Origin of the sequence: Vibrio sp. 10N.261.51.A3 (assembly GCF_041471965.1) — a bacterium.
GTDB classification, from domain to species: Bacteria; Pseudomonadota; Gammaproteobacteria; order Enterobacterales; family Vibrionaceae; genus Vibrio; species Vibrio crassostreae_C.
Genome location: NZ_JBFRPK010000020.1, coordinates 1 through 26,820 on the forward strand (window position 1 = coordinate 1; position 26,820 = coordinate 26,820).

Sequence of the window (26,820 nt, forward strand, 5' to 3'; positions counted from 1 at the left end):
ATGCTCGGCGCACAATAAAAGATGCCCAATCAACTGATTGGGCATCTTTGTATCAATTACTTAAGCTTAAAGACGCTCTTCTAGCCAAGTACGCACAGATTTAAGCGCTTCTGGCAGTGCTGCAACGTCTGTACCGCCCGCTTGAGCCATATCTGGACGACCGCCGCCTTTACCGCCAACTTGCTCAGCAACCATCTTGACGAGATCACCCGCTTTTACTTTGCCGATTAGGTCTTTGGTTACACCAGCAATCAAGCCAACTTTACCGTCTGCTACGTTCGCGATCAGGATGATGCCGCTACCTACTTGGTTTTTAGCGTTATCAACCATAGTACGTAGGTTCTTGTTGTCTGCGCCTTCAATTGCAGCAACCAAAAATTTAGTACCAGAGATGTCTTCTACTTTGCCCATGATGTTTGCGCTTTCTGCAGCAGCCATCTTTTCTTTAAGCAGTTGGATTTCTTTCTCTAGCGATTTCGCTTTCTTAGCTGATTCAGCAAGTTTCTCTTCGTAAGCGTTAGCCTGAGCTTCTACTGCATCTAGTGCAGCTTCACCTGTTACCGCTTCAATACGACGAATACCCGCAGCAATACCACCTTCAGAAGTGATCTTGAATAGGCCGATATCACCCGTGTTGCTTGCGTGGATACCACCACAAAGTTCAGTAGAGAAATCGCCCATAGATAGAACGCGAACTTCATCATCGTACTTCTCGCCAAACAGTGCCATTGCACCTTTTTCTTTCGCTGACTCGATGTCCATGATGTTCGTTTCAATCACATGGTTCTTACGAACTTGTGCGTTAACTAGACGCTCTACTTCTTTAATCTGTGCTGGTGTTACCGCTTCAAGGTTAGAGAAGTCAAAACGTAGGTTGTCTGGCTTAACTAAAGAACCTTTCTGAGCAACGTGCTCACCTAGCACTTCGCGCAATGCAGAGTGAAGTAAGTGAGTGGCAGAGTGGTTTAGTGAGATAGCAGCTCGACGCTCAGCGTCAACCGTTGCTTCTACTTTATCGCCCTTAGCAAATACACCTTCAACTAGCTCACCGTGGTGCGCAAATGCGTTACCTAGCTTCTGAGTGTCTTGTACTTTGAAAAGACCCGACGCTGTTTTTAGTGTACCAGCATCACCACATTGACCGCCTGACTCAGCGTAGAATGGTGTCTCTTCAAGGATGATGATTGCTTTGTCGCCAGCCGATAGTGAAGATACTTCTTCGCCGTCAACGAATAGCGCAGAGATTTCACCAGCACCTTCAGTTGCTGTGTAACCACAGAACTCAGTGTTGGTGTCTACTTTGATTGTCGCGTTGTAATCCGTGCCGAATTGGCCTGCTTCACGTGCACGCTTACGCTGTGCTTCCATCGCCTTCTCAAAGCCTTCTTCATCGATAGTAAAATCGCGTTCGCGAGCTACATCGTTAGTAAGGTCAGCTGGGAAGCCGTATGTATCGTAAAGTTTGAAAACTGTTTCGCCGTCAAGCTCTTTGCCTTCAAGTGCATCTAGTGCGTCATTAAGAATAACCATGCCGCGCTCTAGCGTACGACCAAAGTTCTCTTCCTCAATGCGAAGTACTTTTTCAACCAGCTCTTGCTGTTTCTTAAGTTCATCTGCCGCAGAGCCCATCACTTCAGCCAGTACGCCCACAAGTTTGTGGAAGAACACGCCTTGTGCGCCAAGCTTGTTACCGTGACGAACTGCACGACGGATGATACGACGTAGAACGTAGCCACGACCTTCGTTTGAAGGCATAACACCGTCAGCAATTAGGAATGAACAAGAACGGATGTGGTCAGCAATAACGCGTAGCGATTGGTTAGATAGATCGTCATGACCAACAACTTCCGCAGTCGCTTTGATTAGCTTTTGGAATACATCAATTTCGTAGTTAGAGTGAACGCCCTGCATGATTGCAGAAATACGCTCAATACCCATACCTGTATCTACAGCAGGCTTAGGTAGCGGTTCCATTGTGCCGTCAGCGTGACGGTTGAACTGCATGAATACGTTGTTCCAGATCTCGATGAAACGGTCACCATCTTCTTCAGGTGTACCAGGACGGCCGCCCCAGATGTGCTCACCGTGATCGTAGAAGATTTCAGTACATGGACCACAAGGACCTGTGTCACCCATCGTCCAGAAGTTATCAGACTCGAACTGTTTACCGCCTTCTTTGTCGCCAATGCGAACGATACGGTCAGCAGGAACACCTACTTTCTTGTTCCAGATATCGAATGCTTCATCATCTGTCTCGTATACCGTTACCAGTAGACGATCTTTTGGCAGTTGAAGAGTTTCAGTCAGGAATTCCCAAGCAAATCCAATCGCTTCTTCTTTGAAGTAGTCGCCAAAGCTGAAGTTGCCTAGCATTTCGAAGAACGTGTGGTGACGAGCCGTGAAACCTACGTTTTCAAGGTCATTGTGTTTACCACCCGCACGTACACAACGCTGAGCCGTAGTTGCTCGAGTGTAGGCACGCTTTTCGGCGCCTAAGAAGCAATCTTTGAATTGGTTCATACCTGCGTTAGTGAATAGCAGGGTTGGATCGTTATGTGGAACTAACGATGAACTGTCTACGATTTGGTGTTCTTTGCTCTCAAAGAACTTAAGGAACGCGTTGCGAACCTCATCAGTGCTCATGTACATGCAGCTCTTCCTGAAAATAGTCGAGTTAGAATTTTGCCGTATTGTAGATCATGGTTAAGGCTTCGACTAGTTTTCTTGTAGAAAAGACACCCTTGGGCAGGATTTTAGTGGGAATTCGATAAAATGAAGAATATTCCACTATATCTTGCCGTGGAAAAGCAGAACTAAATTGACAACCTAGTACCGAAGAAACTCAGTCAACGAGAGAGATTTGACCAAAGACATGCTCGACGGAGCAGATCCAATAAAAAAGCCCCGCATAAAATATGCGAGGCTTTAAATTCTTTCAAAGCGGATGCTTCTTTCAAACATCCACTCTATAAAACGTGAGCTTATAGCTCTTCGTTTTCTTCTTCTTTCTCTACGTCTTTCTCTTCAAGAACAGCAGGAGTCAGTAGTAACTCACGAAGTTTAGTATCGATCTCTAGAGCAACTTCTGGGTTTTCACGTAGGTATTTACCAGCGTTAGCTTTACCTTGGCCGATCTTATCGCCTTTGTAGCTGTACCAAGCGCCTGCTTTTTCTACTAGCTTATTCTTAACACCTAAGTCGATAAGCTCACCTTCGCGGTTGAAGCCTTTACCGTAAAGGATTTGAGTCTCAGCTTGTTTGAATGGTGCAGCAATCTTGTTCTTAACGACCTTGATACGAGTTTCGTTACCAACAACTTCATCACCATCTTTAATCGCACCAGTACGGCGAATATCAAGACGAACAGATGCGTAGAACTTAAGTGCGTTACCACCTGTTGTTGTTTCTGGGTTACCGAACATCACACCAATTTTCATACGAATTTGGTTAATGAAGATAGCCATACAGTTAGACTGCTTAAGGTTACCCGTCAGCTTACGCATTGCTTGAGAAAGCATACGAGCCTGAAGACCCATGTGGCTGTCGCCCATTTCGCCTTCGATTTCTGCTTTTGGTGTTAGGGCTGCTACTGAGTCAATAACAAGAACGTCGATTGCACCTGAACGAGCCAGTGCATCACAGATTTCCAGCGCTTGCTCACCAGTATCTGGTTGAGAAACAAGAAGTGCATCGATATCAACACCAAGCTTTTGAGCGTAGATAGGGTCTAGTGCGTGCTCCGCATCAACGAATGCACACGTCTTTCCCACTTTCTGTGCTGCAGCAATAAGCTCAAGCGTTAGCGTTGTTTTACCTGATGATTCTGGACCGTAAACTTCTACGATACGTCCCATCGGTAGGCCACCAGCACCTAGTGCGATATCTAGAGATAGAGAACCTGTAGAAATAGTTTCTACGTCCATTGTGCGGTTATCACCAAGACGCATGATAGAACCTTTACCAAATTGCTTTTCAATCTGACCAAGGGCTGCGGCTAACGCTTTTTGTTTATTCTCGTCCATTTCTATCTCCACATAATCGGTTGTCTCAACAAGCGATCTAGAATCTATTTCTAACCCACATAGGGGTGACTAATTGGCTTTCATTATACTGTTGATTCATACAGTGTCTATACCTGTGTGAAAATAATTTGTACAAATGTTACTTACCTTCCATTGATAGGTAATCATAAATAACTTGCAGGGCATGGTGCGTGGCTTGTTGGCGTACTTGTGATCTGTCGCCTGTAAATACATGCGTTTCTACTTTATCCCAGCCATTTAGCGCTTTCCACGCGAAGCATACTGTACCAACAGGCTTATCTTCGGTCGCGCCACCTGGGCCAGCGATGCCACTGATTGATACAGAGATCGTCCCGTTTGAATGTTGCAATGCCCCGCTCGCCATTTCTATTACGACAGGCTCACTCACGGCGCCGAACTCCATTAAGGTTTTAAGCTGTACACCGATCATCTCTTGTTTGGCTTCATTGCTGTACGTAACAAAAGCGCGATCAAACCATCCAGAGCTGCCCGCAATATCGGTGACTGCACTCGCGACACCTCCGCCAGTGCAAGATTCAGCCGTCACTAACACGTGTTTGTGTTTAGCGAGTAAATGTCCAAGCTGCTCACTAAGGTCTTGAGTCATCTGCATCATCTGCTTCCCTTTATTTACTGTCATATCATTTGGATTCGCATCTTTTCGCATCAGCCGCTTTTCGCACGAAACGCTTTCACGTATCCTAAGCCGCAATAGAAATAAACGAAAGAAGTTAACTGTGAAAGCCGATCAAAAACATACTCCCATGATGCAGCAGTATCTAAAACTGAAAGCAGAAAACCCAGAAATTCTGCTGTTCTACCGCATGGGCGATTTCTACGAGCTTTTCTACGATGACGCTAAAAAAGCCTCTCAACTCCTCGATATTTCACTGACTAAGCGTGGCTCATCAAATGGTGAACCGATTCCGATGGCAGGTGTTCCATACCATGCGGTTGAAGGATACCTTGCAAAGTTAGTGCAACTTGGTGAGTCCGTAGCAATTTGTGAACAGATTGGTAATCCAGCACTTTCAAAAGGCCCTGTTGAGCGCGCAGTAGTGCGTATCGTGACACCGGGTACCGTAACCGACGAAGCCTTGCTTTCTGAACGCGTTGATAACCTAATTGCAGCCATTTATCACCACAACGGTAAATTCGGTTATGCGACACTTGATATTACCTCTGGCCGATTCCAACTTTGCGAGCCAGAAACAGAAGAAGCGATGGCCGCTGAGCTACAAAGAACCTCTCCGCGTGAGCTGCTGTTCCCTGAAGATTTCGAACCCGTCGATTTAATGGCAAGCCGTAATGGCAACCGCCGCCGCCCTGTATGGGAATTTGAATTAGACACCGCTAAGCAGCAATTGAATAAGCAGTTTGGTACTCGCGATCTGGTTGGCTTTGGCGTAGAAAGCGCGAAACTGGGTCTATGTGCGGCTGGTTGTTTGATCCAATACGTGAAAGATACCCAACGTACTGCCCTCCCTCATATCCGTTCACTCACGATGGATAAACAAGATCACTCGGTGATCCTTGATGCTGCAACTCGTCGTAATTTGGAGATCACGCAAAATCTTGGGGGTGGTACTGATAACACCCTTGCCGAAGTACTTGATCACACTGCGACAGCAATGGGTAGCCGTATGCTTAAGCGTTGGTTACATCAACCAATGCGCAATATATCTGCACTCGATCAGCGCTTAGATGCAATTGGTGAAATGAAAGATTTGGCTCTATTCACAGAACTACAGCCAACCTTAAAACAGATTGGTGATATCGAACGTATTCTCGCTCGATTAGCACTTCGCTCTGCTCGCCCTCGCGATATGGCGCGTCTTCGCCAAGCAATGGAATATTTGCCAGAGCTTGCTGAAACACTGACGCAACTGAAGCACCCATACCTAACTCAACTTGCTCAATATGCTTCTCCTGTGGATGAGGTTTCTGAGCTGCTTGAACGTGCAATCAAAGAGAACCCACCGGTGGTTATCCGTGACGGTGGTGTGATTGCAGAAGGCTACAATACCGAGTTAGACGAATGGCGCGACCTTGCAGCAGGCGCAACTGAATTTCTTGATAAGCTTGAGCAAGAAGAGCGTGAACGTCATGGCATCGACACGCTAAAAGTTGGCTACAACAACGTACATGGTTTCTTCATTCAAGTAAGCCGTGGGCAAAGCCATCTTGTGCCGCCACACTATGTTCGTCGTCAAACGCTGAAAAATGCTGAGCGTTACATCATTCCTGAGCTAAAAGAGCACGAAGACAAAGTACTTAACTCTAAGTCGAAAGCACTCGCTATCGAGAAACAGCTGTGGGAAGAGTTGTTTGACTTACTACTGCCGTATCTAGAGCGCCTACAAAATATCGCCTCTTCAGTATCTCAGCTTGATGTTCTACAGAACTTGGCTGAGCGTGCAGATACCCTTGATTACTGTCGTCCAACCATGACAGAGTCTGCTGGCGTACAAATTCAGGCCGGTCGTCACCCTGTTGTTGAACAAGTGATGGACGAACCTTTCATTGCTAACCCTATCGACCTGAATGATCAACGTAAGATGCTGATCATCACGGGTCCCAACATGGGTGGTAAATCGACCTACATGCGCCAAACTGCACTTATCGCATTGATGGCCCATATCGGTTGTTATGTGCCAGCTGAAAGCGCGACGATTGGCTCTATCGACCGTATCTTTACTCGTATTGGTGCATCGGATGATCTGGCTTCTGGTCGTTCAACCTTCATGGTTGAAATGACAGAGACCGCTAATATTCTGCACAATGCAACACCAAACAGCCTTGTGCTAATGGACGAAATTGGCCGTGGTACCAGTACTTACGATGGTTTGTCATTGGCGTGGGCAAGCGCGGAATGGCTAGCGAATCAGATCAATGCGATGACGCTGTTTGCAACACACTACTTCGAGCTAACCGAGCTACCGAACCAGCTTCCAACGCTGGCTAACGTCCACTTAGACGCAGTAGAACACGGCGATAGCATTGCCTTTATGCATGCGGTTCAAGAAGGCGCTGCGAGTAAGTCTTACGGCCTAGCGGTTGCAGGGTTGGCGGGTGTACCAAAAGCCGTGATCAAAAACGCTCGCGCGAAGCTAACACAGCTCGAGGCATTGAGTATTGAGTCTCCGACATCGAAGCCAAGTGGTGTTGATATCGCGAACCAACTGAGCCTGATCCCTGAACCGAGTGAAGTGGAGCAAGCACTAGCGAATGTTGATCCTGATGATCTAACACCTCGCCAAGCATTAGAAGAACTTTACCGCTTGAAGAAGCTGCTTTAGTTTCTTACCAAGTAGCTTGTTATGGCCGTACTGCTATTTTGATTAGACGGCATGAAATACCAAAGCCACAAACAAAAAAACGCTGACTTAAAGTCAGCGTTTTTATTTGTCTTCTATTTAGAGAAGCATCATCCGTTCAATTAGTCGTTTTCTACGTTGAACAGGTTTTCCATATTCAGACCTTGCTTGATAAGAATCTCACGTAGACGGCGAAGACCTTCAACTTGGATTTGACGAACACGTTCACGAGTCAGGCTGATTTCGCGGCCCACTTCTTCTAATGTTGACGGTTCATAACCCAGTAGTCCAAAGCGACGCGCAAGCACCTCTTTCTGCTTAGGATTCAGCTCATCAAGCCAGAAAATCAACGAGTTCTTGATATCGCTATCTTGAGTTGAAACCTCAGGATCTGAATTATTGATGTCTGGAATAATATCCAACAGCGCTTTCTCACCGTCACCACCAATTGGCGTATCAACAGAGCTCACTCTTTCGTTTAGACGAAGCATCTTGCTCACATCACCAACCGGCTTATCTAGCTTAGAAGCAATTTCTTCTGCCGTTGGTTCATGGTCAAGCTTTTGTGATAGCTCTCTTGCAGTACGTAGGTAGATGTTCAGCTCTTTCACAACATGGATTGGCAAACGGATAGTGCGAGTCTGATTCATTAACGCACGTTCAATGGTTTGACGAATCCACCATGTCGCGTAAGTTGAGAAGCGGAAGCCACGCTCTGGATCAAACTTCTCTACGGCGCGAATCAAACCTAGGTTGCCTTCTTCGATTAGATCGAGAAGTGCAAGGCCGCGGTTGCTATAACGACGTGAAATTTTTACCACTAAACGCAGGTTACTTTCGATCATGCGTTTACGTGCTGCTTCATCACCGCGTAGAGCTCGACGTGCATATAGCACTTCTTCTTCAGCGGTTAGTAGTGGTGAGAAACCAATTTCGCCTAAGTAGAGTTGAGTGGCATCTAAACTTTTAGACGTAACTTCAACTTCTTCTTTCGCTTCGGTTTTCTTAGTGACTGTTCGTTTTGCTTTTCCAAGAGCTTCCGGTTCCGTGGTTGCTTGGTCAAGATCGAACTCTTCTTTGGTTACTGCATTGCTTATACTCATAACGCCTCCCCCTGGCGAAATTAGCATGACATTACAACTTCATATGTCGCTAAATGACTATGTCACTCCATACAATACGTAATTTTTGCATATTGTATTTAAGGTAAATATCGTTTTGGATTAACGGACTTACCTTGGTAACGAATCTCAAAGTGCAGCCTAACACTGCTGGCTCCAGAGCTTCCCATTGTTGCAATCTTCTGCCCTGGTTTCACACTTTGCCCTTCAGATACTAATAGTCGGTCGTTGTGCGCGTATGCACTTAAGTAATTATCATTGTGCTTCACAATCACTAGATTGCCGTAGCCTCGTAGTGCATTACCCGAATAAACAACCGTTCCCCCTGCAGTAGATACTATTGGCTGACCTCGCTGTCCTGCTATGTCTATGCCTTTATTTCCTTGTTCGCCTACAGAGAAACTCTTGATTACTCTCCCTTTAGTTGGCCATAACCATTTGGATACTTTATCACTTGTTGGTTTGGTGGGCGGTGTAACATTCTGTTTACCTTTAGAACCAACATACTCCTTTGATTTGGATTGTTCAACCTTCTTTGGTGGATCTTTTTTCACCACTTTGGTGGTAGTTTGAGCTGGAGCCGGTTTAGAGTTTTTGCTCGGTTGCGATGTGGTTTTAGGTTTACTTGCCGCAGATGACGTTGTCGATGCCGCGACAGGCGCAGCAACTGCTGCTGCCGCTACCGTTGATTTACCATACGCTGGCGCGTTGTAGCTAGGACGCCATAACTTAAGCTTCTGCCCTGGGTGGATAGTGTAAGGAGCAGACAACTTGTTATAACCGATGAGGTCTTTAACGTCTTTATTGGTGACATAAGCAATGAAGTAAAGGGTATCGCCTTTTTTAACTTCATAGTAACTGCCACGATAACTACCACGATCAATCGATGAGTAATTCTTGTTTAGGTTTGAAACGGGCGCAGGCGAATTCGCTGCACACCCAACAAGGGCACAGCTAAGCAGTAAAGTACTTCCTTTTAACAACTTCGAACGCATCGACTCTCTATCCACCTACACCATTAGTCTTTTATTAAGCTAGCTCACCAGGAACAAGAGGTACAAATCTCACCATCTCGATAACACTCGATAAAAACTCATCGCCGTGTCGAACGATCTTCAATAGTTGCTGTTCGTCATCACCGACAGGAATCAGTAAACGACCGCTATCTTTCAGCTGTTGCAGAAGCGCTTGAGGAATCGACTCTGCAGCGGCGGTGACAATAATCGCATCAAAAGGGGCTTTTGAAGACCAACCTTGCCAACCATCACCGTGCTTAGTTGAGATATTGTAGAAATCGAGTTGCTTCAACCTACGCTTGGCATCCCATTGTAGCGACTTTATTCTTTCAACCGAATACACATGATCAACAAGTTGAGCCAATACCGCAGTTTGGTAACCAGAACCCGTTCCGATCTCCAAGACACGGCTATCTTGTTGTAATTCAAGTAGTTCTGTCATTTTAGCAACAATGTATGGCTGTGAGATTGTCTGACCCTGACCGATAGGCAGCGCATTATTATCATAGGCTTGGTGATACATCGCCTGTGATAAAAAGCTCTCTCTCGGCAGTTGGTAAATCGCATCAAGAACCTTTTGATCCTGAATACCATTTTCAATCAGGAAAGTAATTAAACGCTCAGCTTGCGGATTACTCACTTACTTCTCCCCTAACCATGTTGCCATCGCACCCAACGACTCATGCGCCGTCAGATCAACCTGCAACGGTGTTACCGACACAAAGCCATGCTCAATCGCGTAAAAATCGGTACCTTCACCGGCATCTTGCTCTTTACCCGGAGGGCCAAGCCAATAGATATCGTGACCACGCGGGTCTTTTTGCTTGATCATATCTTCAGCGTGATGACGAGCACCTAAGCGCGTCACCTGAGTACCAGACAATTGTTCTAAGGCTAAATCAGGAACGTTTACGTTCAACAAGCGGTTGGTCGGGATTGGGTTTGCTAAATGTTGTTCGACAATACGACGAGCAATCGCTGCCGCTGTCTTAAAATGTTTTTTTCCCACCAGAGAAAACGCTACCGATTGAACGCCTAGAAAATGCCCTTCCATTGCTGCAGCCACCGTGCCGGAATAAAGCACGTCATCACCCAGGTTAGCACCGTGATTAATGCCCGTTAATACCAGATCAGGCATGTCATTCTTTAGCAGTTCGTTTAACGCAAAATGCACACAGTCGGTCGGTGTTCCTTGTACCGAATAGGTATTTTCAGTAATCTCTTGAACACGCAGAGGCTGTTCTAAAGTTAATGAATTTGACGCACCCGAGCGATTACGGTCAGGGGCAACAATGATAACGTCAGCAAGATCACGTAGCTCATTTGCCAGCTCATGAATACCTTGAGCGTGCACACCATCATCATTGCTGAGTAAAATCTTCATCTTGTATCCTTTCTTTTGTTCCCATGCTAAGCCAAGTCACTTAAATTCCAATATCAAGTGACTCAGCTCCAAGCAGAATCGTTATTGCTCGTAGGTTCTCTCTACGTGTACTTCTTCAACCAACTCTCGAACGATAGCGGTTGCGAAACAACCTGCGTCTAGAGAGAACTTAAGAGTGACATTATCTTCGTTCACTTCCCAAGTTAAATCGGTTGGTTTTAACGATGCTTCACGGCGATCATGACGCATACGGTTACCACGAATCAGAGCCATTAGATCCGGTTCAGAATCAAGATGTTTTTGCTCTAACGCTTGAGACTCATCAATCGTTGGTAAGGCATTATCGCCAGCCAAAGCAACAGTTATCAAAGCAGAACCGTTCGCAATGTCTTGGTTTACAGCTTCAATGTTGTCTGCTGTTACTGCCAGTTGAGCGCCGTCTTTCATGACAATATCGCCAACCAATGCCGATGCAAACGCATCTTGCTCAATACGGTCCGACAGGATCAGGTTGTAAATCCACGAGCGAGCCGCAGAAAGGTACAAGCTGCGCTTATTCTGGTTACGAGTACGAACGTTATCACGGCCCCAACGACGAGCTTCAGATAAGTTGTTACCTTCATTACCAAAACGCTGAGCACCGAAGTAATTTGGCACACCGACTTGAGCGACTTTTTCCAAACGTTTTACGACATCATCACAGTCTGTTACTTCAGACAAAGTCAGCTCGAATTGGTTGCCAACTAAATCACCCGGACGTAACTTTTTGTTGTGTCTTGCTGTCGCCAAGATCTCAATGCTTGGGTACTGTGCTAAGAACCCTGAAAAGTCAGGCTCACCTTTTGGTAGGTGTACACTCAACCACTGCTCTGTCACAGCGTGGCGGTCTTTCAAACCCGCCCAGCTCACGTCTTTCGACTTAACACCGCAAGCTTTAGCCAGCTCATTGGCCACGAAGCTCGTGTTCTCACCCGTTTTACGGATGCGAACCATGAGATGCTCGCCTTCGCCGGTAAATTCAAAACCCAAGTCTTCATTAACGACAAAGTGTTCGGCTTTTGCTTTTAGTTTTGCTTTCGCAGTTGGTTTACCGTTTAGATAAGCCAATGAAGATAAAATATCTGACATGCTGTTCTTTTCGTGTTGGTGCTTACGCACTTTTGGTAATTAGGACCACCGCTTCACATGCGATGCCCTCTTTGCGACCTGTAAAACCTAAACGCTCTGTGGTCGTCGCTTTTACATTCACATTACTGATGCTGGTTTCTAAGTCTTGTGCAATAGCTTGGCACATAGAGTCTATATGAGGCGCCATTTTTGGTGCTTGCGCCATGATAGTAATATCGGCATTACCAATCACGTAGCCTTGCTCTTTTACTCGACGATAAACATCTTTCAATAGCTCACGGCTATCCGCACCTTTCCATTCGTCATCAGTGTCTGGGAAATGACGTCCAATATCACCCGCAGCAATCGCACCTAATAGAGCGTCACATAACGCATGTAGGGCAACATCACCGTCTGAGTGTGCAATAAGACCTTGTTCATAAGGGACGCTCACGCCACCAATAATTACCGGGCCTTCACCACCAAACTTATGTACATCAAAGCCATGGCCAATACGAATCATCATTATTCCTTATTCTGACTTAAATAGAACTCAGCGAGCGCTAAATCTTCTGGCTGAGTAATCTTAAAATTATCTGAACGCCCAGCGATTAATGCGGGCGATAAACCTTTCCACTCAAAGGCTGAAGCTTCATCGGTAATTGAAACACCTTGTTGAAGCGCCTCACTTAATGTATTCCAGAGAGGTTCTGCTCTAAACATTTGCGGCGTCAGTGCGTGCCATAGATCAGCTCGTTCAACGGTATGCTCAATCTGCCCTTGGGCACCTCGCTTCATCGTGTCACGAACGGGCGCGGCCAAAATAGCCCCGACATCGTGGTTCATCGCGCCTGAAATTAGCTTGTCGATATCACTTAGCTGAACACACGGCCTTGCCGCATCGTGAACCATTACCCAATCACTAAGCTGCTGCTCAGCGATATAGTTTAGCGCAGAGAGTACAGAGTCCGCTCGCTCGCTTCCGCCTGACACTCTGATCACTTGCGGGTTCAGGTTGAGTGCTAGATCAGGGTAGTATGGGTCATCATCGCTGATCGCAACGACAATTTGAGCGACTTGTGGGTGAGACAGTAATTTCTCAATGGTGTGCTCTAAAATTGTTTTGCCGTGAATCTTGAGATATTGCTTAGGGCGGTCTGCCTTCATTCGGCTACCGACGCCCGCCGCAGGTACAACGGCAATCACGCTTTGAAGTTGAGTCGACATTAATGGGATTCCTCACCAATGATGCGATAAAACGTTTCACCTTCTTTGACCATTCCAAGTTCATGACGTGCGCGTTCTTCTATCGCGTCTAAGCCTTGGCGTAGATCGTCAATTTCAGCAAACATTTCTGCATTTCGAATATGCAGCTTTTCATTTACTTGCTGTTGAACTTGGATTTCGTTGTTCACACCGTAGTAATCAGAGATACCATTTTTACCGAGCCACAGTGTGTGTTGTAGCCAGCCAAACACTATGAGCAGTACTAAAGCAAAAATTCGCATAACACCTTTCGCCGGTTGAAAAAGAAGGAACTAGAATAAGGCACATATATACCATAATGAGCTTATTGGTGCGAGATATGTGGTGTCAGGGAATCAATAAGTCGGGGAGTCATTGTCAGGAAAACAATGAGATTCCCTACTCCTTCCTTCGTCAGTCTAGGGAATGACGAACTTTATATGTGACAAGGAGGAGCTTTAGAGCCTAGAGCTTCTTTCATTCAGTTTTCTACAGACAAAAAAATGCCCCGCATAAGCGAGGCATTCAAAAGTATTAGTGCATAATTCTAACTAGTTGGTGCTGTAGCAAGGCAACAAAGAAGATTCAGCTATGGAGCATAGTTTCCTATGTGACTTAGTGAATCTTCTGCAGTTAACGCAGCTACAGTGCCAAATAGGACGAATTATTGACCTTTAACTTCTTTAAGACCGTTGTAAGGAGCTTTAGAACCTAGAGCTTCTTCGATACGGATAAGTTGGTTGTACTTAGCAACACGGTCAGAACGGCTCATAGAACCAGTTTTGATTTGACCTGCAGCTGTACCTACCGCTAGATCAGCGATAGTTGCATCTTCAGTTTCGCCAGAACGGTGAGAGATTACTGCAGTGTAGCCAGCGTCTTTAGCCATCTTGATAGCAGCTAGAGTCTCTGTTAGAGAACCGATTTGGTTGAACTTGATAAGGATAGAGTTAGCTACGCCTTTCTCGATACCTTCAGCAAGAATCTTAGTGTTTGTAACGAACAGATCGTCACCAACGATTTGAAGCTTGTCGCCTAGAAGTTCAGTTTGGTGCTTGAAGCCATCCCAATCTGACTCGTCAAGACCGTCTTCGATAGAAACGATTGGGAAGTTGTTCGCTAGCTCAGCTAGGTAGTGGTTGAACTCTTCAGAAGTGAAAGTTTTACCTTCGCCCTTCATGTTGTAGATGCCAGCTTCTTTGTCGAAGAACTCAGATGCTGCACAGTCCATAGCAAGAGTAACGTCTTTACCTAGTTCGTAACCAGCAGCTGCAACAGCTTCTGCGATAACTTCTAGAGCTTCAGCGTTAGACTTAAGGTTAGGAGCGAAACCACCTTCATCACCAACTGCAGTGCTGTAGCCTTTAGACTTAAGAACTTTAGCTAGGTTGTGGAATACTTCAGCGCCGATACGTAGACCTTCTTTAAGAGTTTTAGCGCCAACTGGTTGGATCATGAACTCTTGGATGTCAACGTTGTTATCTGCGTGCTCACCACCGTTGATGATGTTCATCATTGGTAGAGGCATAGAGAACTGACCAGCAGTACCGTTTAGCTCAGCGATGTGCTCGTATAGAGGCATGCCTTTCGCAGCAGCAGCAGCTTTTGCGTTAGCTAGAGATACAGCTAGGATAGCGTTCGCGCCGAACTTAGACTTGTTATCAGTACCGTCTAGGTCAAGCATGATTTGGTCAACGTCAGCTTGTGCTTTAGCGTCAGTACCAACTAGAGCTTCAGCGATTGGGCCGTTTACAGCTTCAATAGCTTTAAGAACACCTTTACCTAGGAAACGTGATTTGTCGCCGTCACGTAGCTCAAGAGCTTCGCGAGAACCAGTAGATGCGCCAGATGGAGCAGCAGCCATACCTACGAAACCGCCTTCTAGGTGTACTTCAGCTTCTACAGTTGGGTTACCACGTGAATCGATGATTTCACGACCTAGAACTTTAACGATCTTAGACATTGAATGTTTCCTTCTCGTTGAATATATAAATGTCAAATTTAAAGGTAGCAGCACAACTTACGCAGCTACCTGTATTCCTTTTTACTTCTCTAACTCGCCGCGCTGGAACTCACCAGCCGCTTTAACGAAACCTGCAAACAATGGGTGACCATCGCGAGGTGTTGAAGTGAACTCTGGGTGGAATTGAGCAGCAACGAACCATGGGTGGTTCGGGTTCTCAATAACTTCAACCAGTTTCTTGTCCGCAGATAGACCCGATACTTTTAGGCCCGCTTTTTCGATTTGTGGACGAAGATTGTTGTTCACTTCGTAACGGTGACGGTGACGTTCATGGATCGTCGCGCTACCGTATAATTCGTAAGCTTTCGTCCCTTTCGCTAGGTGACAAAGCTGTGAACCAAGACGCATTGTGCCGCCAAGGTCAGATGTTTCTGTACGCTCTTCAACTTTACCTTCGCCATCAGTCCACTCAGTGATAAGACCAACAACTGGGTACTTAGTTTCAGTACAGAATTCAGAAGAGTGTGCCCCTTCCATTTTCGCAACGTTACGAGCGTACTCGATAAGTGCTACTTGCATACCTAGACAGATACCTAAGTACGGTACTTTGTTTTCACGAGCGTATTGAGCAGCAAGAATCTTACCTTCAACACCACGGTCACCAAAGCCACCAGGAACTAGGATTGCATCTAGGCCTTCTAAAACTTCTAAGCCACGAGACTCAACGTCTTGTGAATCTACGTATTTAATATTAACGCTTAGGCGATTTTTCAAGCCCGCGTGTTTTAGCGCTTCATTTACTGATTTGTATGCGTCTGGTAGTTCAATGTACTTACCAACCATACCAATCGTCACTTCACCCGTTGGGTTAGCTTCTTCGTAAATTACTTGTTCCCATTCAGACAGGTCTGCTTCTGGAGCTGTGATGCCGAAACGCTTACATACAAGTTCATCAGTACCTTGAGCTTTAATAAGCTGAGGGATCTTGTAGATAGAGTCAACATCGCGCATAGAAATAACTGCATTTTCTTGCACATTACAGAACAGAGCAATTTTCTTACGCTCGTTCGAAGGAATGTTGCGGTCTGAACGACAAACTAGGATGTCTGGCTGAATACCAATAGACAGTAGCTCTTTTACAGAGTGTTGCGTTGGCTTAGTTTTCACTTCGCCCGCAGCTGCTAGGTATGGCACTAGAGTAAGGTGCATGAACATTGCGCGTTCACGGCCTAGTTCTACTGCTAGCTGACGAATCGCTTCCATGAATGGTAGAGATTCGATATCACCAACCGTACCACCAACTTCAACGATCGCGATATCGTGGCCAGCTGCGCCAGCAATTACACGCTCTTTGATAGAGTTAGTGATGTGTGGGATAACCTGAATTGTTGCACCTAGGTAATCACCGCGACGCTCTTTTGCTAGTACGTCTGAGTAAACACGACCTGCAGTGAAGTTGTTACGCTTAGTCATCTTGGTGCGAATGAATCGCTCATAGTGACCAAGGTCAAGGTCTGTTTCAGCGCCATCTTCCGTAACGAACACTTCACCGTGCTGAGTCGGGCTCATAGTGCCTGGATCAACGTTGATGTAAGGGTCAAGCTTCATCATGGTCACTTTAAGACCACGAGCTTCTAAAATAGCTGCAAGAGATGCTGCAGCAATACCTTTACCTAGAGAGGATACAACCCCGCCAGTAACAAAAATGTAATTTGTCGTCATGTTTAACCTGAAATTGGTTGAATGAGGGAAATGGACTACTTCTGGACGGGATGAAAATATACCAGAAGCCCCTTATCGCCACAACGTGAAATCTATCACACTGCTATTTTTTATTTTTTGCTTCAAATCAATTCATGATAAAAGCTTTGGTTATCTTTTCTCCGCCACTTTGACTTCATCCCACATGGAATCAAGCTGTTGTAGTGAAAAGTCAGTCAAATTTTTATCTTGCTGACGAACTTTTTGTTCCACCCCTTTAAAGCGACGCGAAAACTTGAGATTGGCTTTATTGAGTGCCGATTCTGGGTTTTTACCTAAATGTCGTACCAAATTGACCGTCGCAAACAGCAAGTCTCCCAACTCTTCTTCAACCAAATCTTCATTTGGCGTCACTTGAAGTGCCTCTTCCAGCACCTCATCGACTTCCTCTAAAACCTTATTAGCCACTGGGCCAATAGAGTCCCAATCAAAGCCATATTTCGCTACCTGTTTTTGAATCTTTGTAGCACGTGAAAGCGCAGGTAGAGAGTTTGGTATTGAGTCTAGAATACTTTCTTGAGTTTTGCCTGCCTGAGCTTTTTCTTTGGCTTTTTCAGCTTCCCAGTTGGCATTAATTTCTTCATCGCTCGCAAACTCGGTATCAGAAAACACATGCGGATGGCGGCGTGTTAGCTTTTCGTTAATGCCATCAACCACATCAGAGAACTCAAACAACCCCTGTTCTTTCGCTAACTGGCTATAGAAGATCACCTGAAACAACAAGTCACCCAACTCTTCTTGTAGGTTCGGCCAATCTTTGTTGTGAATCGCGTCCACCACCTCGTAGGTTTCTTCGATAGTATGCGGCACAATTGTTTCAAAATTTTGTTTCAAATCCCAAGGACAGCCACCTTCTGGATCGCGCAGCTTAGTCATAATCTGTTCAAGTTGTTCAATCGGGTGATTCATCGTTTTCTTCCTATTCACTGTCTTTGATTTTTAAATTTATAACGTCTTCTAAAACTAAAAAAGGCGAGCAGCCAAAACCACTCACCTTTCTATTCTTTCCGTCATCCCCAAGAGCGAAGAATGAGCGAGTTGGGGATCTCAAATCGCTTTACGAGATTCCCTATCACGTTCGTCCCTCACTGTAGGGAATGACGTGGATAGTATTTTGGCCTACCCCAACCTTTTGACTGACATAACATCTTTGATTTGTTCTACTCGGCTGGTAACGCGACTCAGAATTTCAATATTGGTCACTTCCAAATCGAAATCCATTACCGATAGCTGACGCTTGTAGTCGATGCGGCTCTTCATTGTGGTCACGCTGATCTTTTCATTCGAGAACAGTGAGGTGATATCTTTCAACAAGCCATTACGTTCTAGCGCTTCAACACGCAGCGTTAGGATGTATGAACCGACAAAGCCATTACCCCAAACGGTATCAATGATACGTTCTGGCGCATGCACGCTTAGCTCGCCTAGCTGTTCACAGTCAGCGCGGTGCACTGAGATACCACGACCTTGAGTGATGTAACCTTTAATCACATCACCTGGGATTGGCTGACAGCAACGCGCTAGGTGCGTCATTAGGTTATCAACGCCCTCAACCACTACCGCATCTTTCTTCGGACGACTCTGTTGTGCCGGCTTGTTTTCCGACTCAAGCAGTTTCTCTAGCGCTTTCTTGTCTTCTTCTTCCGCCGTTGGCTTATTCACTAGCGCATTGATGTGATTAACCACTTGGTTAATACGCAAGTCGCCACTACCAATACCTGCATAGAGTTCGTCTGGCGTATTCACGTTAAAGCGTTTTAGTGCGTATTGATCAGCATCTTTTAGGGTTGCGCCTACTTTCGCTAGCTCAACTTCCAGGATATCACGACCCGCTTCTAGGTTTTTCTCACGGCTTTGTGCGCGGAACCAAGCGTTGATTTTCGCTCGAGCTCGACCAGAATGAACAAAACCTGTGGTTGGATTTAACCAGTCACGAGATGGGTTCGGCTCTTTCTGCGTGATGATCTCAACTTGATCGCCCATCGATAGTTTATGAGTGAACGGTACGATACGCCCCGCTACTTTGGCACCGATACAGCGGTGTCCGACCATCGAGTGGATGTGGTAGGCGAAATCCAACGGGGTTGCGCCCATTGGTAAGTCGACCACGTCACCACGTGGAGTAAATGCGTATACACGGTCATCGAAGACTTGGCTACGTACCTCATCCAGCATCTCGCCAGAGTCCGACATCTCTTCTTGCCAGTCGATAAGTTTACGCAACCAAGTGATTTTCTCATCGTAGCCACTACGGCCGCTTGAAGCTCCTTCTTTGTACTTCCAGTGCGCCGCCACACCAAGCTCAGAGTCTTCGTGCATTTGCTTAGTACGGATCTGAATCTCAATGGTCTTGCCTTCAGGGCCAAGTACTACGGTATGAATCGACTGGTAACCATTTGGCTTAGGGTTCGCCACATAGTCATCAAATTCGCTCGGGAGGTGCTTGTATTTAGTGTGTACCACCCCAAGGCCGGCGTAACAGTCTTGCAGCTGGTCAGCGATAATACGTACTGCTCGTACGTCAAAAAGCTCATCGAAGGCTAAGCCTTTCTTCTGCATTTTGCGCCAGATACTGTAGATGTGTTTTGGTCGGCCACTCACTTCAGCATTGATGTTTGAACGCTGCATTTCTGCGGTTAAATCATCAACGAAATCTGTGATGTATTGTTCACGAACGATACGACGCTCAGACAGCTGTTTTGCAATCTGCTTGTAGGTATCTGGTTGTTGGTAGCGGAATGCGTAATCTTCGATTTCCCACTTAAGTTGGCCGATACCTAAACGGTTTGCCAGTGGGGCATAGATGTTAGAACACTCTTTTGCGGCCGCGCGACGCACAGCATCAGGCGCTTTTTTTACCTCGATAAGGTTACAGATTCGTTCAGCGAGTTTGATGACTACGCAGCGGAAATCATCGACCATAGCCAGTAGCATGCGTCGAACGTTATCAACTTGACCCGAGGCAGCACTGCCTTCAAGGGTCACGTTTAACTGGCCTAAGGCCGCCATTTCTTCAACGCCATCGATCAACTTTACGGTTTCTTTACCGTAGCTTTCTTCAAACGCTTCGCGCTCAAAAACGCCGCTTGAGACGACGGGGAAAAGTTGTGCAGCAATTAAAGTGGCACGGTCCATGGACAAGGTGACCAAGATTTCGATCATCTCACGGCCACGCCAAAGCAAGAGCGATGCTTGCTCGTGATCTTTTAAAAGTTCTTCACAGTGACGATAAACTTTAATCAGTTTATTCGAGGTTTTTGCGTCTTGATTCAATGACGCAATCCAACTTTCTAGCTCAAACTGTTCGCTTGGGTTTAAATGTGCGCTTCGTACCGCAACCATCATGCCTTCCTAGTTATTATGTTTTATACCCAATTCAATATGACTAACTGGTTCCAAGTTAGTTCGACCATATTGATATCAGCGCAGGCTTCCCTGCGCCTTTGTGATTCATTTGAAGCCTTGTTTAAGGGCCTCTAAGCCTTGATAAAGAGAGCCATCGATTCTAGATGACTGGTGTGTGGGAACATGTCCAACATACCCAGTTTGGCTAATTGATAGCCTTGTTTTTCTAAGCTCTCAGAATCTCTAGCTAGAGTAGCAGGATTACACGAAACATAAACCACACGCTTCGCTCCTAACGCTGAAATTTGATCAACGATCCCACTCGCTCCCGCACGTGCCGGGTCAAGCAATACTTTATCGAATTTCTCTTTTGCCCAAGGCTGTGAAGATAAGTCTTCTTCAAGGTTAGCTTGGTAAAATTCCGTATTGCTTAACTGGTTTAACGCTGCATTAGATGCGGCTTGCTGAACCATTTCATCAACGCCTTCTACACCAACCACAAACGCCGATTGTTGCGCGATAGGCAGACTAAAGTTACCGAGACCACAAAACAGGTCTAGCACTCGCTCATCCGCTTGAGGTTCTAGCCACTCAATCGCTTGAGCCACCATCTGCTGATTCACTTTCTGGTTTACTTGGATAAAGTGGTTTGGCTCAAACGGTAACGTCACGCCAGTTTCGCTGTAGCTAGGCGCATCACCAACCAGACGGGCCAACTTATCGGTTTCAGGCATCGAGTACAGCGTAGCGCCTTCTTCTTTTGCTAACGCAATCAGCGCTTGCTCATCTTTTTCAACTAAAGGCTTAAGGTGACGTAGAACCATAACAGGGCCAGTATCGCCCAACACCAATTCAACGTGTCCTAAAGACGTAAGGCTGTTGAAAGTGTTCAGTAAATTTTTCAGTTTTGGCAGCAACACATTAAGGCGAGGATCAAGCACGGCACAGTCGGTGATGTTTTCAATCTGCTTACTCTGCTTCTTACGGAAACCGAATTGAAGCTGTTGTGTCTTCTTATCAACAAATAGGCTGATACGTGCGCGACGTCGATAACCGGTTTCATCACCGACAATAGGTTGTGCAACTTCAGTGTTCGCCGTTTGGTATTGGCTCATCAGGTGCGTCAGAGATTGCGATTTATGCTCAACCTGAGAAGAGTAACCTAGGTGTTGAAGGTGACAGCCACCACACTGATTAAAGTGCTTACAAAACGGCTTTAAACGCTGCTCGCTCGGCTTCAATAACTTGATGAGTTTAGCTCGCGAAAACTTACTTTTGCTCTCAGTAAGTTGAATAACCACCTGCTCACCGGGCAATGCGCCATCAATGAAAACCGGTTTATTCTTTTGATAAGCGATGCCAGCGCCATTGTGATCCATTCGTTCAACCAAAACCGATTGATGCTTGGTCTCGAGTTGAGTTTTCTTTTTTGGTTGGAAAAAACGTGCCATTGCTTGTGCCTAATGTATCTTTTAATAAGTAATTGGTATCCAGGACTCACTATTATGTCTTGGAATCATTGTCGAACGTCACGGCTTTGATTAAGCTTACCGTTCACTTAACCGCCATTGTGTGCGTTATTTTCCCATATCCAGACCTCGATGTAATTAAAGAACATGACCAGATATGGCTTAAGAGCCCGTGTAATTACCTTAACTCTAGCTCCAACCCTGATTATTGGGTTGCTATTGAGTGCATTTTTCTCATTTAACCGCTATCAAGACCTTGAAGGTCAAGTGGTTAACACTGGTACTAGCATCATTGAGCCACTTGCGATTACGAGTGAATCAGGCATGAAGCTCGAAAGTCGAGAGTCTGTTCGTCAGCTTATTAGCTATGCGCATCGAAAGAATTCTAAGCTAGTGCGCAGTATCGCGGTGTTTGATGAGCGTCATGAGTTGTTTGTAACCTCAAACTTCCACCCCGATTTTGAAAGCCTGACCTACCCCAAAGATAAACCGATCCCGCATTTAAGCTCATCGAACCTTCTCGATAATACGCTGATTCTGCGGACACCTATCATCGCCGAAGGCCAGTACATCAATTCAGCCAACGGTCAGTCTCAAGCTAATCAAGCGATCGGCTACATTGCGATTGAATTAGATCTTTCATCACTTCGATTGCAGCAATATCAAGAAGTGTTCTCTGCATTCTTAGTGTTGATTCTCGGGCTTGGTTTATCGGGCGTGTTTGCGTTCCGCTTAATGCACGATGTCACTCAACCGATCACACACATGAAAAACATGGTCGACCGAATTCGTCGAGGTCACCTAGATGTGCGTATCGAAGGTAAGATGCATGGTGAGCTAGACTCGCTGAAAAACGGTATCAATGCGATGGCGGTATCGCTATCAGAGTATCACGTCGAGATGCAGCACAGTATCGACCAGGCCACATCAGATTTGCGTGAAACTCTTGAACAACTAGAGATTCAAAACGTTGAGTTAGACATCGCGAAGAAACGCGCTCAAGAAGCGGCTCGTGTTAAGTCTGAGTTCTTAGCGAATATGTCTCACGAATTGAGAACGCCGCTGAACGGTGTGATTGGCTTTACTCGTCAAATGCTCAAGACTCACCTATCGAACAGTCAAACCGATTACCTGCAAACCATTGAACGCTCGGCAAACAACCTGCTTAGCATCATCAACGATATCTTGGACTTCTCGAAACTTGAAGCCGGTAAATTAGCCCTAGAGAACATCCCATTTGAATTCCAAGCCAGCCTTGAAGAGGTAGTAAACCTTCAAGCAACCAACGCTCATGAGAAAGGCCTAGAACTGACACTGAAGATCGACCCTAAAGTACCGCCAGGTGTGGTGGGCGATCCACTGCGTATTCAGCAGATCCTAACCAACCTTGTTGGTAACTCAATCAAGTTTACCGAACGCGGCAACATTGATATCAGCGTTGAGCTTCGCTCACAAAGTGAAGACAACATCGAGCTGCAATTCATGGTTCGCGATACGGGTATTGGTATTTCTGAGCGTCAACAAGCTCAGCTTTTCCAAGCTTTCAGCCAAGCCGATGCAAGTATCTCTCGTCGTTACGGCGGTACAGGCTTAGGTCTGGTTATCACCCAAAAACTGGTCAGCCAAATGGGCGGAGAGATCAGCCTAACCAGTCGTCTTCACCAAGGCTCTACCTTCTGGTTCACCTTGAGACTATCAACGACTGATATGCCGATGACAGAGCTGATTGAGACGCAGTGTCTGCAAGACAAACAACTGCTGCTTATCGAGCCAAACATGCAAGCGGCATCGATTACTCAGCAAATCCTAACCCAAGAAGGCTTAGTGGTAACGTATCGTTCGGTGATGCCAGATGAGACGACCTCGTATGACTACGTTCTGCTTAACCTAGCCGCCAACCAAGAGTATCAATTTGATACTGTGAGTGGTTGGGCGATCGGTGCGAAGAAGATTGCTCAAAACGTGATTATTGGTACACCAAGTACCGAGCTAGCGTTGGGTGAGCAACTAATGAAAGAGGTCGATGTTCAGTGCATCACCAAGCCTCTTTCTCGTAAGAAGTTGCTGCAAACTCTGGTATCGAATCAGGCACCTACCTTGATTGCACCAGCGATTGAAACGCATTCTGAAGAGAAGTTACCGCTTACTGTGATGGCAGTAGACGACAACCCAGCCAACCTTAAGTTGATTACCGCGCTGCTTAAAGAGCGTGTAGAAACCGTCATCAGTTGTACCAGTGGTCAGCAGGCGATAGACAAAGCGACAGAGACGCCATTTGATATCATCTTCATGGATATTCAAATGCCACAGATGGACGGTGTAACCGCTTGTCAGAACATCAAAAAACTGGCGAACAATGCGAATACACCTGTAATTGCCGTGACCGCACATGCAATGATTGGCGAACGAGATCGACTGCTTGAAGCGGGCATGGATGACTACCTAACCAAACCTATTGAAGAGCATGTTTTACAGCAGGTTCTGATTCATTGGAGCTCGACCTCTGAGGTTGAGCTCATCGAAAAAATAGATCCAGACCACCCAGCGGTCTCTGCTGAAGTCGACAACGGTCCGGTGTCAGAAACTGAAGCCAGCGTGCACACAAACATCATCATTGATTGGCAAGCTGCGATGAAACAAGCCGCCAATAAAGAAGACCTCGCACGCGATATGCTGCAAATGCTCGTCGACTTTATTCCAGAGGTGTATGAGGCAGCAGACAAAGCGATAGAAGACAGTGACTATCCAGTTGAAGAGCTGATACACATCATTCACAAGATGCATGGCAGCAGCTCGTACAGCGGCGTACCAAGGCTAAAATCGGTATGTGCGACAATAGAGAAAGAGCTGCGTTCAGGTACTTCTGTTGAAGACATTGAACCTGAGCTTTTCGAGCTTCAGGATGAATTAGATAAGGTTCAAGCAACCGCGATTCACTACTTGAAACAGGCGAAGGCCTAGCGGGTACTTGTTACTCACTAGTATTCTTTAGAGGGTTTACCCGCCAATAAAAAAGCAGAGCTCATGAGCTCTGCTTTTTTCTGTCTAGAGCCAAGAGCACTAGATATAAAGTCGCGATAATCTGTTTACGATTCGAGTAACACCGTTGCCACAGCGTAGTGACGCTCATCCGAGATAGTCAGATGAATCGATGTTGTGCCATTCGCCTCTGCGATTTCACGCGCTTTCTTGTGTAAGCTCAATACTGGCTTACCATGCTCATCGTTTGAAATCTCAAAGTCGTGGAAGGTAACACCCAGCGCAATCCCCGTACCTAACGCCTTAGATGCAGCTTCTTTAGCAGCAAAACGTTTTGCAAGGTAACGGCCTTTTTGCTTCAACTGTTGGAATACTTCAAACTCAGAATCCGTCAAAATACGCTGAGCAAAAGCGTCGCCACTTCGCGACAGCGCCTTCTCGACACGTTCGATTTCTGCGATATCTGTACCTAATCCAACAACTGCCATGTTTCCTCTACTACTTAACTTCTGTCTAATGATTAACTGTACATCGCTTAGTGCCGACGACTTGCCGAACTAAGCGTTGTTACGTGCTGTTTCCATGATTGCTTTCATGTCTGCAACGGCTTTGTTTAAGCCATCAAACACTGCACGTCCCATGATCGAGTGACCGATGTTCAGCTCGTAGATCTCTGGAAGTGCCGCAATCGGTGCTACGTTGTGGTAAGTCAGACCATGACCCGCATTAACTGTGATACCAAGATCGTCCGCGTAGCTTGCGCCTGCAGCAATCTTTTTCAGCTCGTCTTGTTGGTCTTCTTCTGTTTTAGCATCCGCATAATGGCCAGTGTGCAGTTCAATGAACGGTGCGCCACACTCTTTTGCTGCGTCGATTTGCTCACGGTCAGCATCGATAAACAGAGACACCTTAATGCCAGCAGCAGACAGTTTTTCCGTCGCAGCTTTGATCTTTTCAAGTTGACCAACCACGTCCAAGCCACCTTCAGTGGTTAGCTCTTCACGTTTTTCAGGAACCAGACAAACAAACTCAGGATTAGTATCGAGTGCAATTTGAACCATCTCGTCCGTTACGGCCATCTCCAAGTTCATGCGAGTTTGAAGTGTTTCAGCCAGAATACGCACATCGCGATCAACGATGTGACGACGGTCTTCACGCAGGTGAATAGTAATGCCATCTGCACCAGCACGTTCAGCGATTTCAGCTGCGTGTACTGGATCTGGGTATTTAGTACCACGTGCATTACGTAGTGTTGCAATATGGTCGATATTAACGCCTAAAAGGATTGAGCTCATTTTCCAATACTCCGTGCTCTGGAGAGGGCTATTGTTGGCATAAATAGCTCTCTACTTTTTAATGGTTTGCCGCCAAGATACGGCTTTAAGGCTATGCGTGTAAAGCGTTTTGCCGCTTTTAACTGCTCTTTAGTGATAAACCTACGTTCGCTGATTGCAATAAGTTCATCGCCCATAAAAGTCAGGTTATCTCGACGTACTGAAGCGATGAAACCTTTCTGCTCTCGATAGCGATAAGTCATGCTCGGATCAATCGCTTCGCCAGTGCCCGCGCAGTGTAAAAAGTCGACGCCGTAACCCATAGCAGATAATAGAGCCAGCTCAAAGCGACGCAGTGCTGGCTCAGGATTATCATTATGCGCCAGCTCTGTTAAAGCATGAAGATAGTCGTGAAAAAGTGCAGGCATCGGTACTTCCGCCATCAATACCCGACCGATAAGCTCGTTCACGTACATGCCTGAATACAGATTAATACCGGCGAGAGGGAGCCCCAAGCTGATGGGTTCAGCTTGGCGTAAGGTTTTCATCGAACCATTACCAGACCACTTAAGCAATAGCGGCGTAAAAGGTTGTAATGCACCTTTCAAATTGGAACGCTTGCTGCGAGCGCCTTTAGACATCAACGTCACCCGACCGAACTCTTCGCTGAAGACGTCCAAGATCAGGCTCGACTCACTGTATGGTCGACGGTGCAACACAAAGCATCGCTGTAACCCTTCGCTCAATCACTTACCCTTATTACAGATACAAAAAGAGAGAGTTCGCACTCTCTCTT

Annotated in this window: 21 protein-coding genes; 2 read left to right on the top strand and 19 right to left on the bottom strand. The window is 46.1% G+C overall.

All coding sequences use genetic code 11. From position 1 onward, the window contains the following. Positions 1 to 66 precede the first annotated feature (66 nt). The 3 genes from alaS to pncC all read right to left on the bottom strand — a co-directional run bounded on the left by alaS (position 67) and on the right by pncC (position 4,656). Positions 67 to 2,649, bottom strand: a complete 2,583-nt coding sequence (gene alaS / locus AB4371_RS04810; RefSeq protein WP_372149159.1) for an alanine--tRNA ligase — start codon at positions 2,647 to 2,649, stop codon at positions 67 to 69. Between the two features lie 332 nt (positions 2,650 to 2,981). Then, positions 2,982 to 4,022, bottom strand: coding sequence for a recombinase RecA (recA, locus tag AB4371_RS04815; RefSeq protein WP_017056586.1), 1,041 nt, complete (start codon positions 4,020 to 4,022; stop codon positions 2,982 to 2,984). A 139-nt stretch (positions 4,023 to 4,161) separates the two neighbouring features. Then, on the bottom strand, positions 4,162 to 4,656 hold the full coding sequence (pncC, locus tag AB4371_RS04820) for a nicotinamide-nucleotide amidase (RefSeq protein WP_029235458.1): 495 nt from the start codon (positions 4,654 to 4,656) through the stop codon (positions 4,162 to 4,164). A gap of 124 nt (positions 4,657 to 4,780) precedes the next feature. On the opposite strand from pncC, the gene mutS reads away from it, so the two are divergent. Beyond that, the gene (gene mutS / locus AB4371_RS04825) at positions 4,781 to 7,342 is read left to right on the top strand and encodes a DNA mismatch repair protein MutS (protein WP_372128351.1); all 2,562 of its coding nucleotides are present in this window, start codon (positions 4,781 to 4,783) and stop codon (positions 7,340 to 7,342) included. A gap of 140 nt (positions 7,343 to 7,482) precedes the next feature. Here mutS and rpoS read toward each other — a convergent pair whose 3' ends face one another. The 13 genes from rpoS to rlmD all read right to left on the bottom strand — a co-directional run bounded on the left by rpoS (position 7,483) and on the right by rlmD (position 21,753). After that, positions 7,483 to 8,463, bottom strand: coding sequence for an RNA polymerase sigma factor RpoS (gene rpoS / locus AB4371_RS04830; protein WP_017059027.1), 981 nt, complete (start codon positions 8,461 to 8,463; stop codon positions 7,483 to 7,485). Between the two features lie 98 nt (positions 8,464 to 8,561). Beyond that, positions 8,562 to 9,476: a murein hydrolase activator NlpD gene (nlpD, locus tag AB4371_RS04835; protein ID WP_372128350.1), complete on the bottom strand. Its 915-nt coding sequence runs from the start codon at positions 9,474 to 9,476 to the stop codon at positions 8,562 to 8,564. A gap of 34 nt (positions 9,477 to 9,510) precedes the next feature. After that, the gene (locus AB4371_RS04840) at positions 9,511 to 10,137 is read right to left on the bottom strand and encodes a protein-L-isoaspartate(D-aspartate) O-methyltransferase (RefSeq protein ID WP_372128349.1); all 627 of its coding nucleotides are present in this window, start codon (positions 10,135 to 10,137) and stop codon (positions 9,511 to 9,513) included. Continuing rightward, the gene (gene surE / locus AB4371_RS04845; protein ID WP_017059030.1) at positions 10,138 to 10,881 is read right to left on the bottom strand and encodes a 5'/3'-nucleotidase SurE; all 744 of its coding nucleotides are present in this window, start codon (positions 10,879 to 10,881) and stop codon (positions 10,138 to 10,140) included. An 81-nt stretch (positions 10,882 to 10,962) separates the two neighbouring features. Beyond that, positions 10,963 to 12,009, bottom strand: coding sequence for a tRNA pseudouridine(13) synthase TruD (truD, locus tag AB4371_RS04850; protein ID WP_102394113.1), 1,047 nt, complete (start codon positions 12,007 to 12,009; stop codon positions 10,963 to 10,965). Positions 12,010 to 12,031: 22 nt separating this feature from the next. Next, positions 12,032 to 12,511 carry a 2-C-methyl-D-erythritol 2,4-cyclodiphosphate synthase gene (gene ispF / locus AB4371_RS04855; RefSeq protein ID WP_017067356.1) on the bottom strand — a complete coding sequence of 160 codons (480 nt, stop codon included), beginning with the start codon at positions 12,509 to 12,511 and terminating at the stop codon, positions 12,032 to 12,034. A gap of 2 nt (positions 12,512 to 12,513) precedes the next feature. Continuing rightward, positions 12,514 to 13,215, bottom strand: coding sequence for a 2-C-methyl-D-erythritol 4-phosphate cytidylyltransferase (ispD, locus tag AB4371_RS04860; RefSeq protein WP_372149162.1), 702 nt, complete (start codon positions 13,213 to 13,215; stop codon positions 12,514 to 12,516). After that, positions 13,215 to 13,496 (bottom strand): cell division protein FtsB, encoded by a 282-nt coding sequence (ftsB, locus tag AB4371_RS04865; RefSeq protein WP_010435786.1) that lies wholly within the window; start codon positions 13,494 to 13,496, stop codon positions 13,215 to 13,217. Before ftsB ends, ispD begins: the two co-directional genes overlap by 1 nt. A 401-nt stretch (positions 13,497 to 13,897) precedes the next feature. Then, a complete protein-coding gene (gene eno / locus AB4371_RS04870) occupies positions 13,898 to 15,196 on the bottom strand; it encodes a phosphopyruvate hydratase (protein WP_017059033.1) in 1,299 nt (432 codons plus the stop codon). Between the two features lie 81 nt (positions 15,197 to 15,277). Then, a complete protein-coding gene (locus AB4371_RS04875; protein WP_372149164.1) occupies positions 15,278 to 16,918 on the bottom strand; it encodes a CTP synthase in 1,641 nt (546 codons plus the stop codon). A gap of 150 nt (positions 16,919 to 17,068) precedes the next feature. Further along, positions 17,069 to 17,866: a nucleoside triphosphate pyrophosphohydrolase gene (gene mazG, locus AB4371_RS04880; protein WP_136973764.1), complete on the bottom strand. Its 798-nt coding sequence runs from the start codon at positions 17,864 to 17,866 to the stop codon at positions 17,069 to 17,071. 210 nt (positions 17,867 to 18,076) lie between these two features. Next, on the bottom strand, positions 18,077 to 20,299 hold the full coding sequence (relA, locus tag AB4371_RS04885) for a GTP diphosphokinase (protein ID WP_017059036.1): 2,223 nt from the start codon (positions 20,297 to 20,299) through the stop codon (positions 18,077 to 18,079). A gap of 134 nt (positions 20,300 to 20,433) precedes the next feature. Then, positions 20,434 to 21,753 carry a 23S rRNA (uracil(1939)-C(5))-methyltransferase RlmD gene (gene rlmD / locus AB4371_RS04890; RefSeq protein ID WP_136978438.1) on the bottom strand — a complete coding sequence of 440 codons (1,320 nt, stop codon included), beginning with the start codon at positions 21,751 to 21,753 and terminating at the stop codon, positions 20,434 to 20,436. 165 nt (positions 21,754 to 21,918) lie between these two features. Between rlmD and barA the strand changes: the two genes are divergently transcribed. Continuing rightward, complete coding sequence (gene barA / locus AB4371_RS04895; protein WP_017059038.1) at positions 21,919 to 24,732, top strand: two-component sensor histidine kinase BarA; 2,814 nt, start codon at positions 21,919 to 21,921, stop codon at positions 24,730 to 24,732. Positions 24,733 to 24,857: 125 nt separating this feature from the next. Here the strand turns inward: barA and acpS are convergent, their stop codons facing one another. The 3 genes from acpS to recO form a co-directional block, all read right to left on the bottom strand. Further along, positions 24,858 to 25,238: a holo-ACP synthase gene (gene acpS / locus AB4371_RS04900; protein WP_017059039.1), complete on the bottom strand. Its 381-nt coding sequence runs from the start codon at positions 25,236 to 25,238 to the stop codon at positions 24,858 to 24,860. A gap of 69 nt (positions 25,239 to 25,307) precedes the next feature. Next, positions 25,308 to 26,045 (bottom strand): pyridoxine 5'-phosphate synthase, encoded by a 738-nt coding sequence (gene pdxJ / locus AB4371_RS04905; protein WP_372149167.1) that lies wholly within the window; start codon positions 26,043 to 26,045, stop codon positions 25,308 to 25,310. Then, a complete protein-coding gene (gene recO / locus AB4371_RS04910) occupies positions 26,042 to 26,770 on the bottom strand; it encodes a DNA repair protein RecO (RefSeq protein WP_019826299.1) in 729 nt (242 codons plus the stop codon). The genes pdxJ and recO overlap by 4 nt, the downstream gene beginning before the upstream one ends. Positions 26,771 to 26,820: the final 50 nt, after the last annotated feature.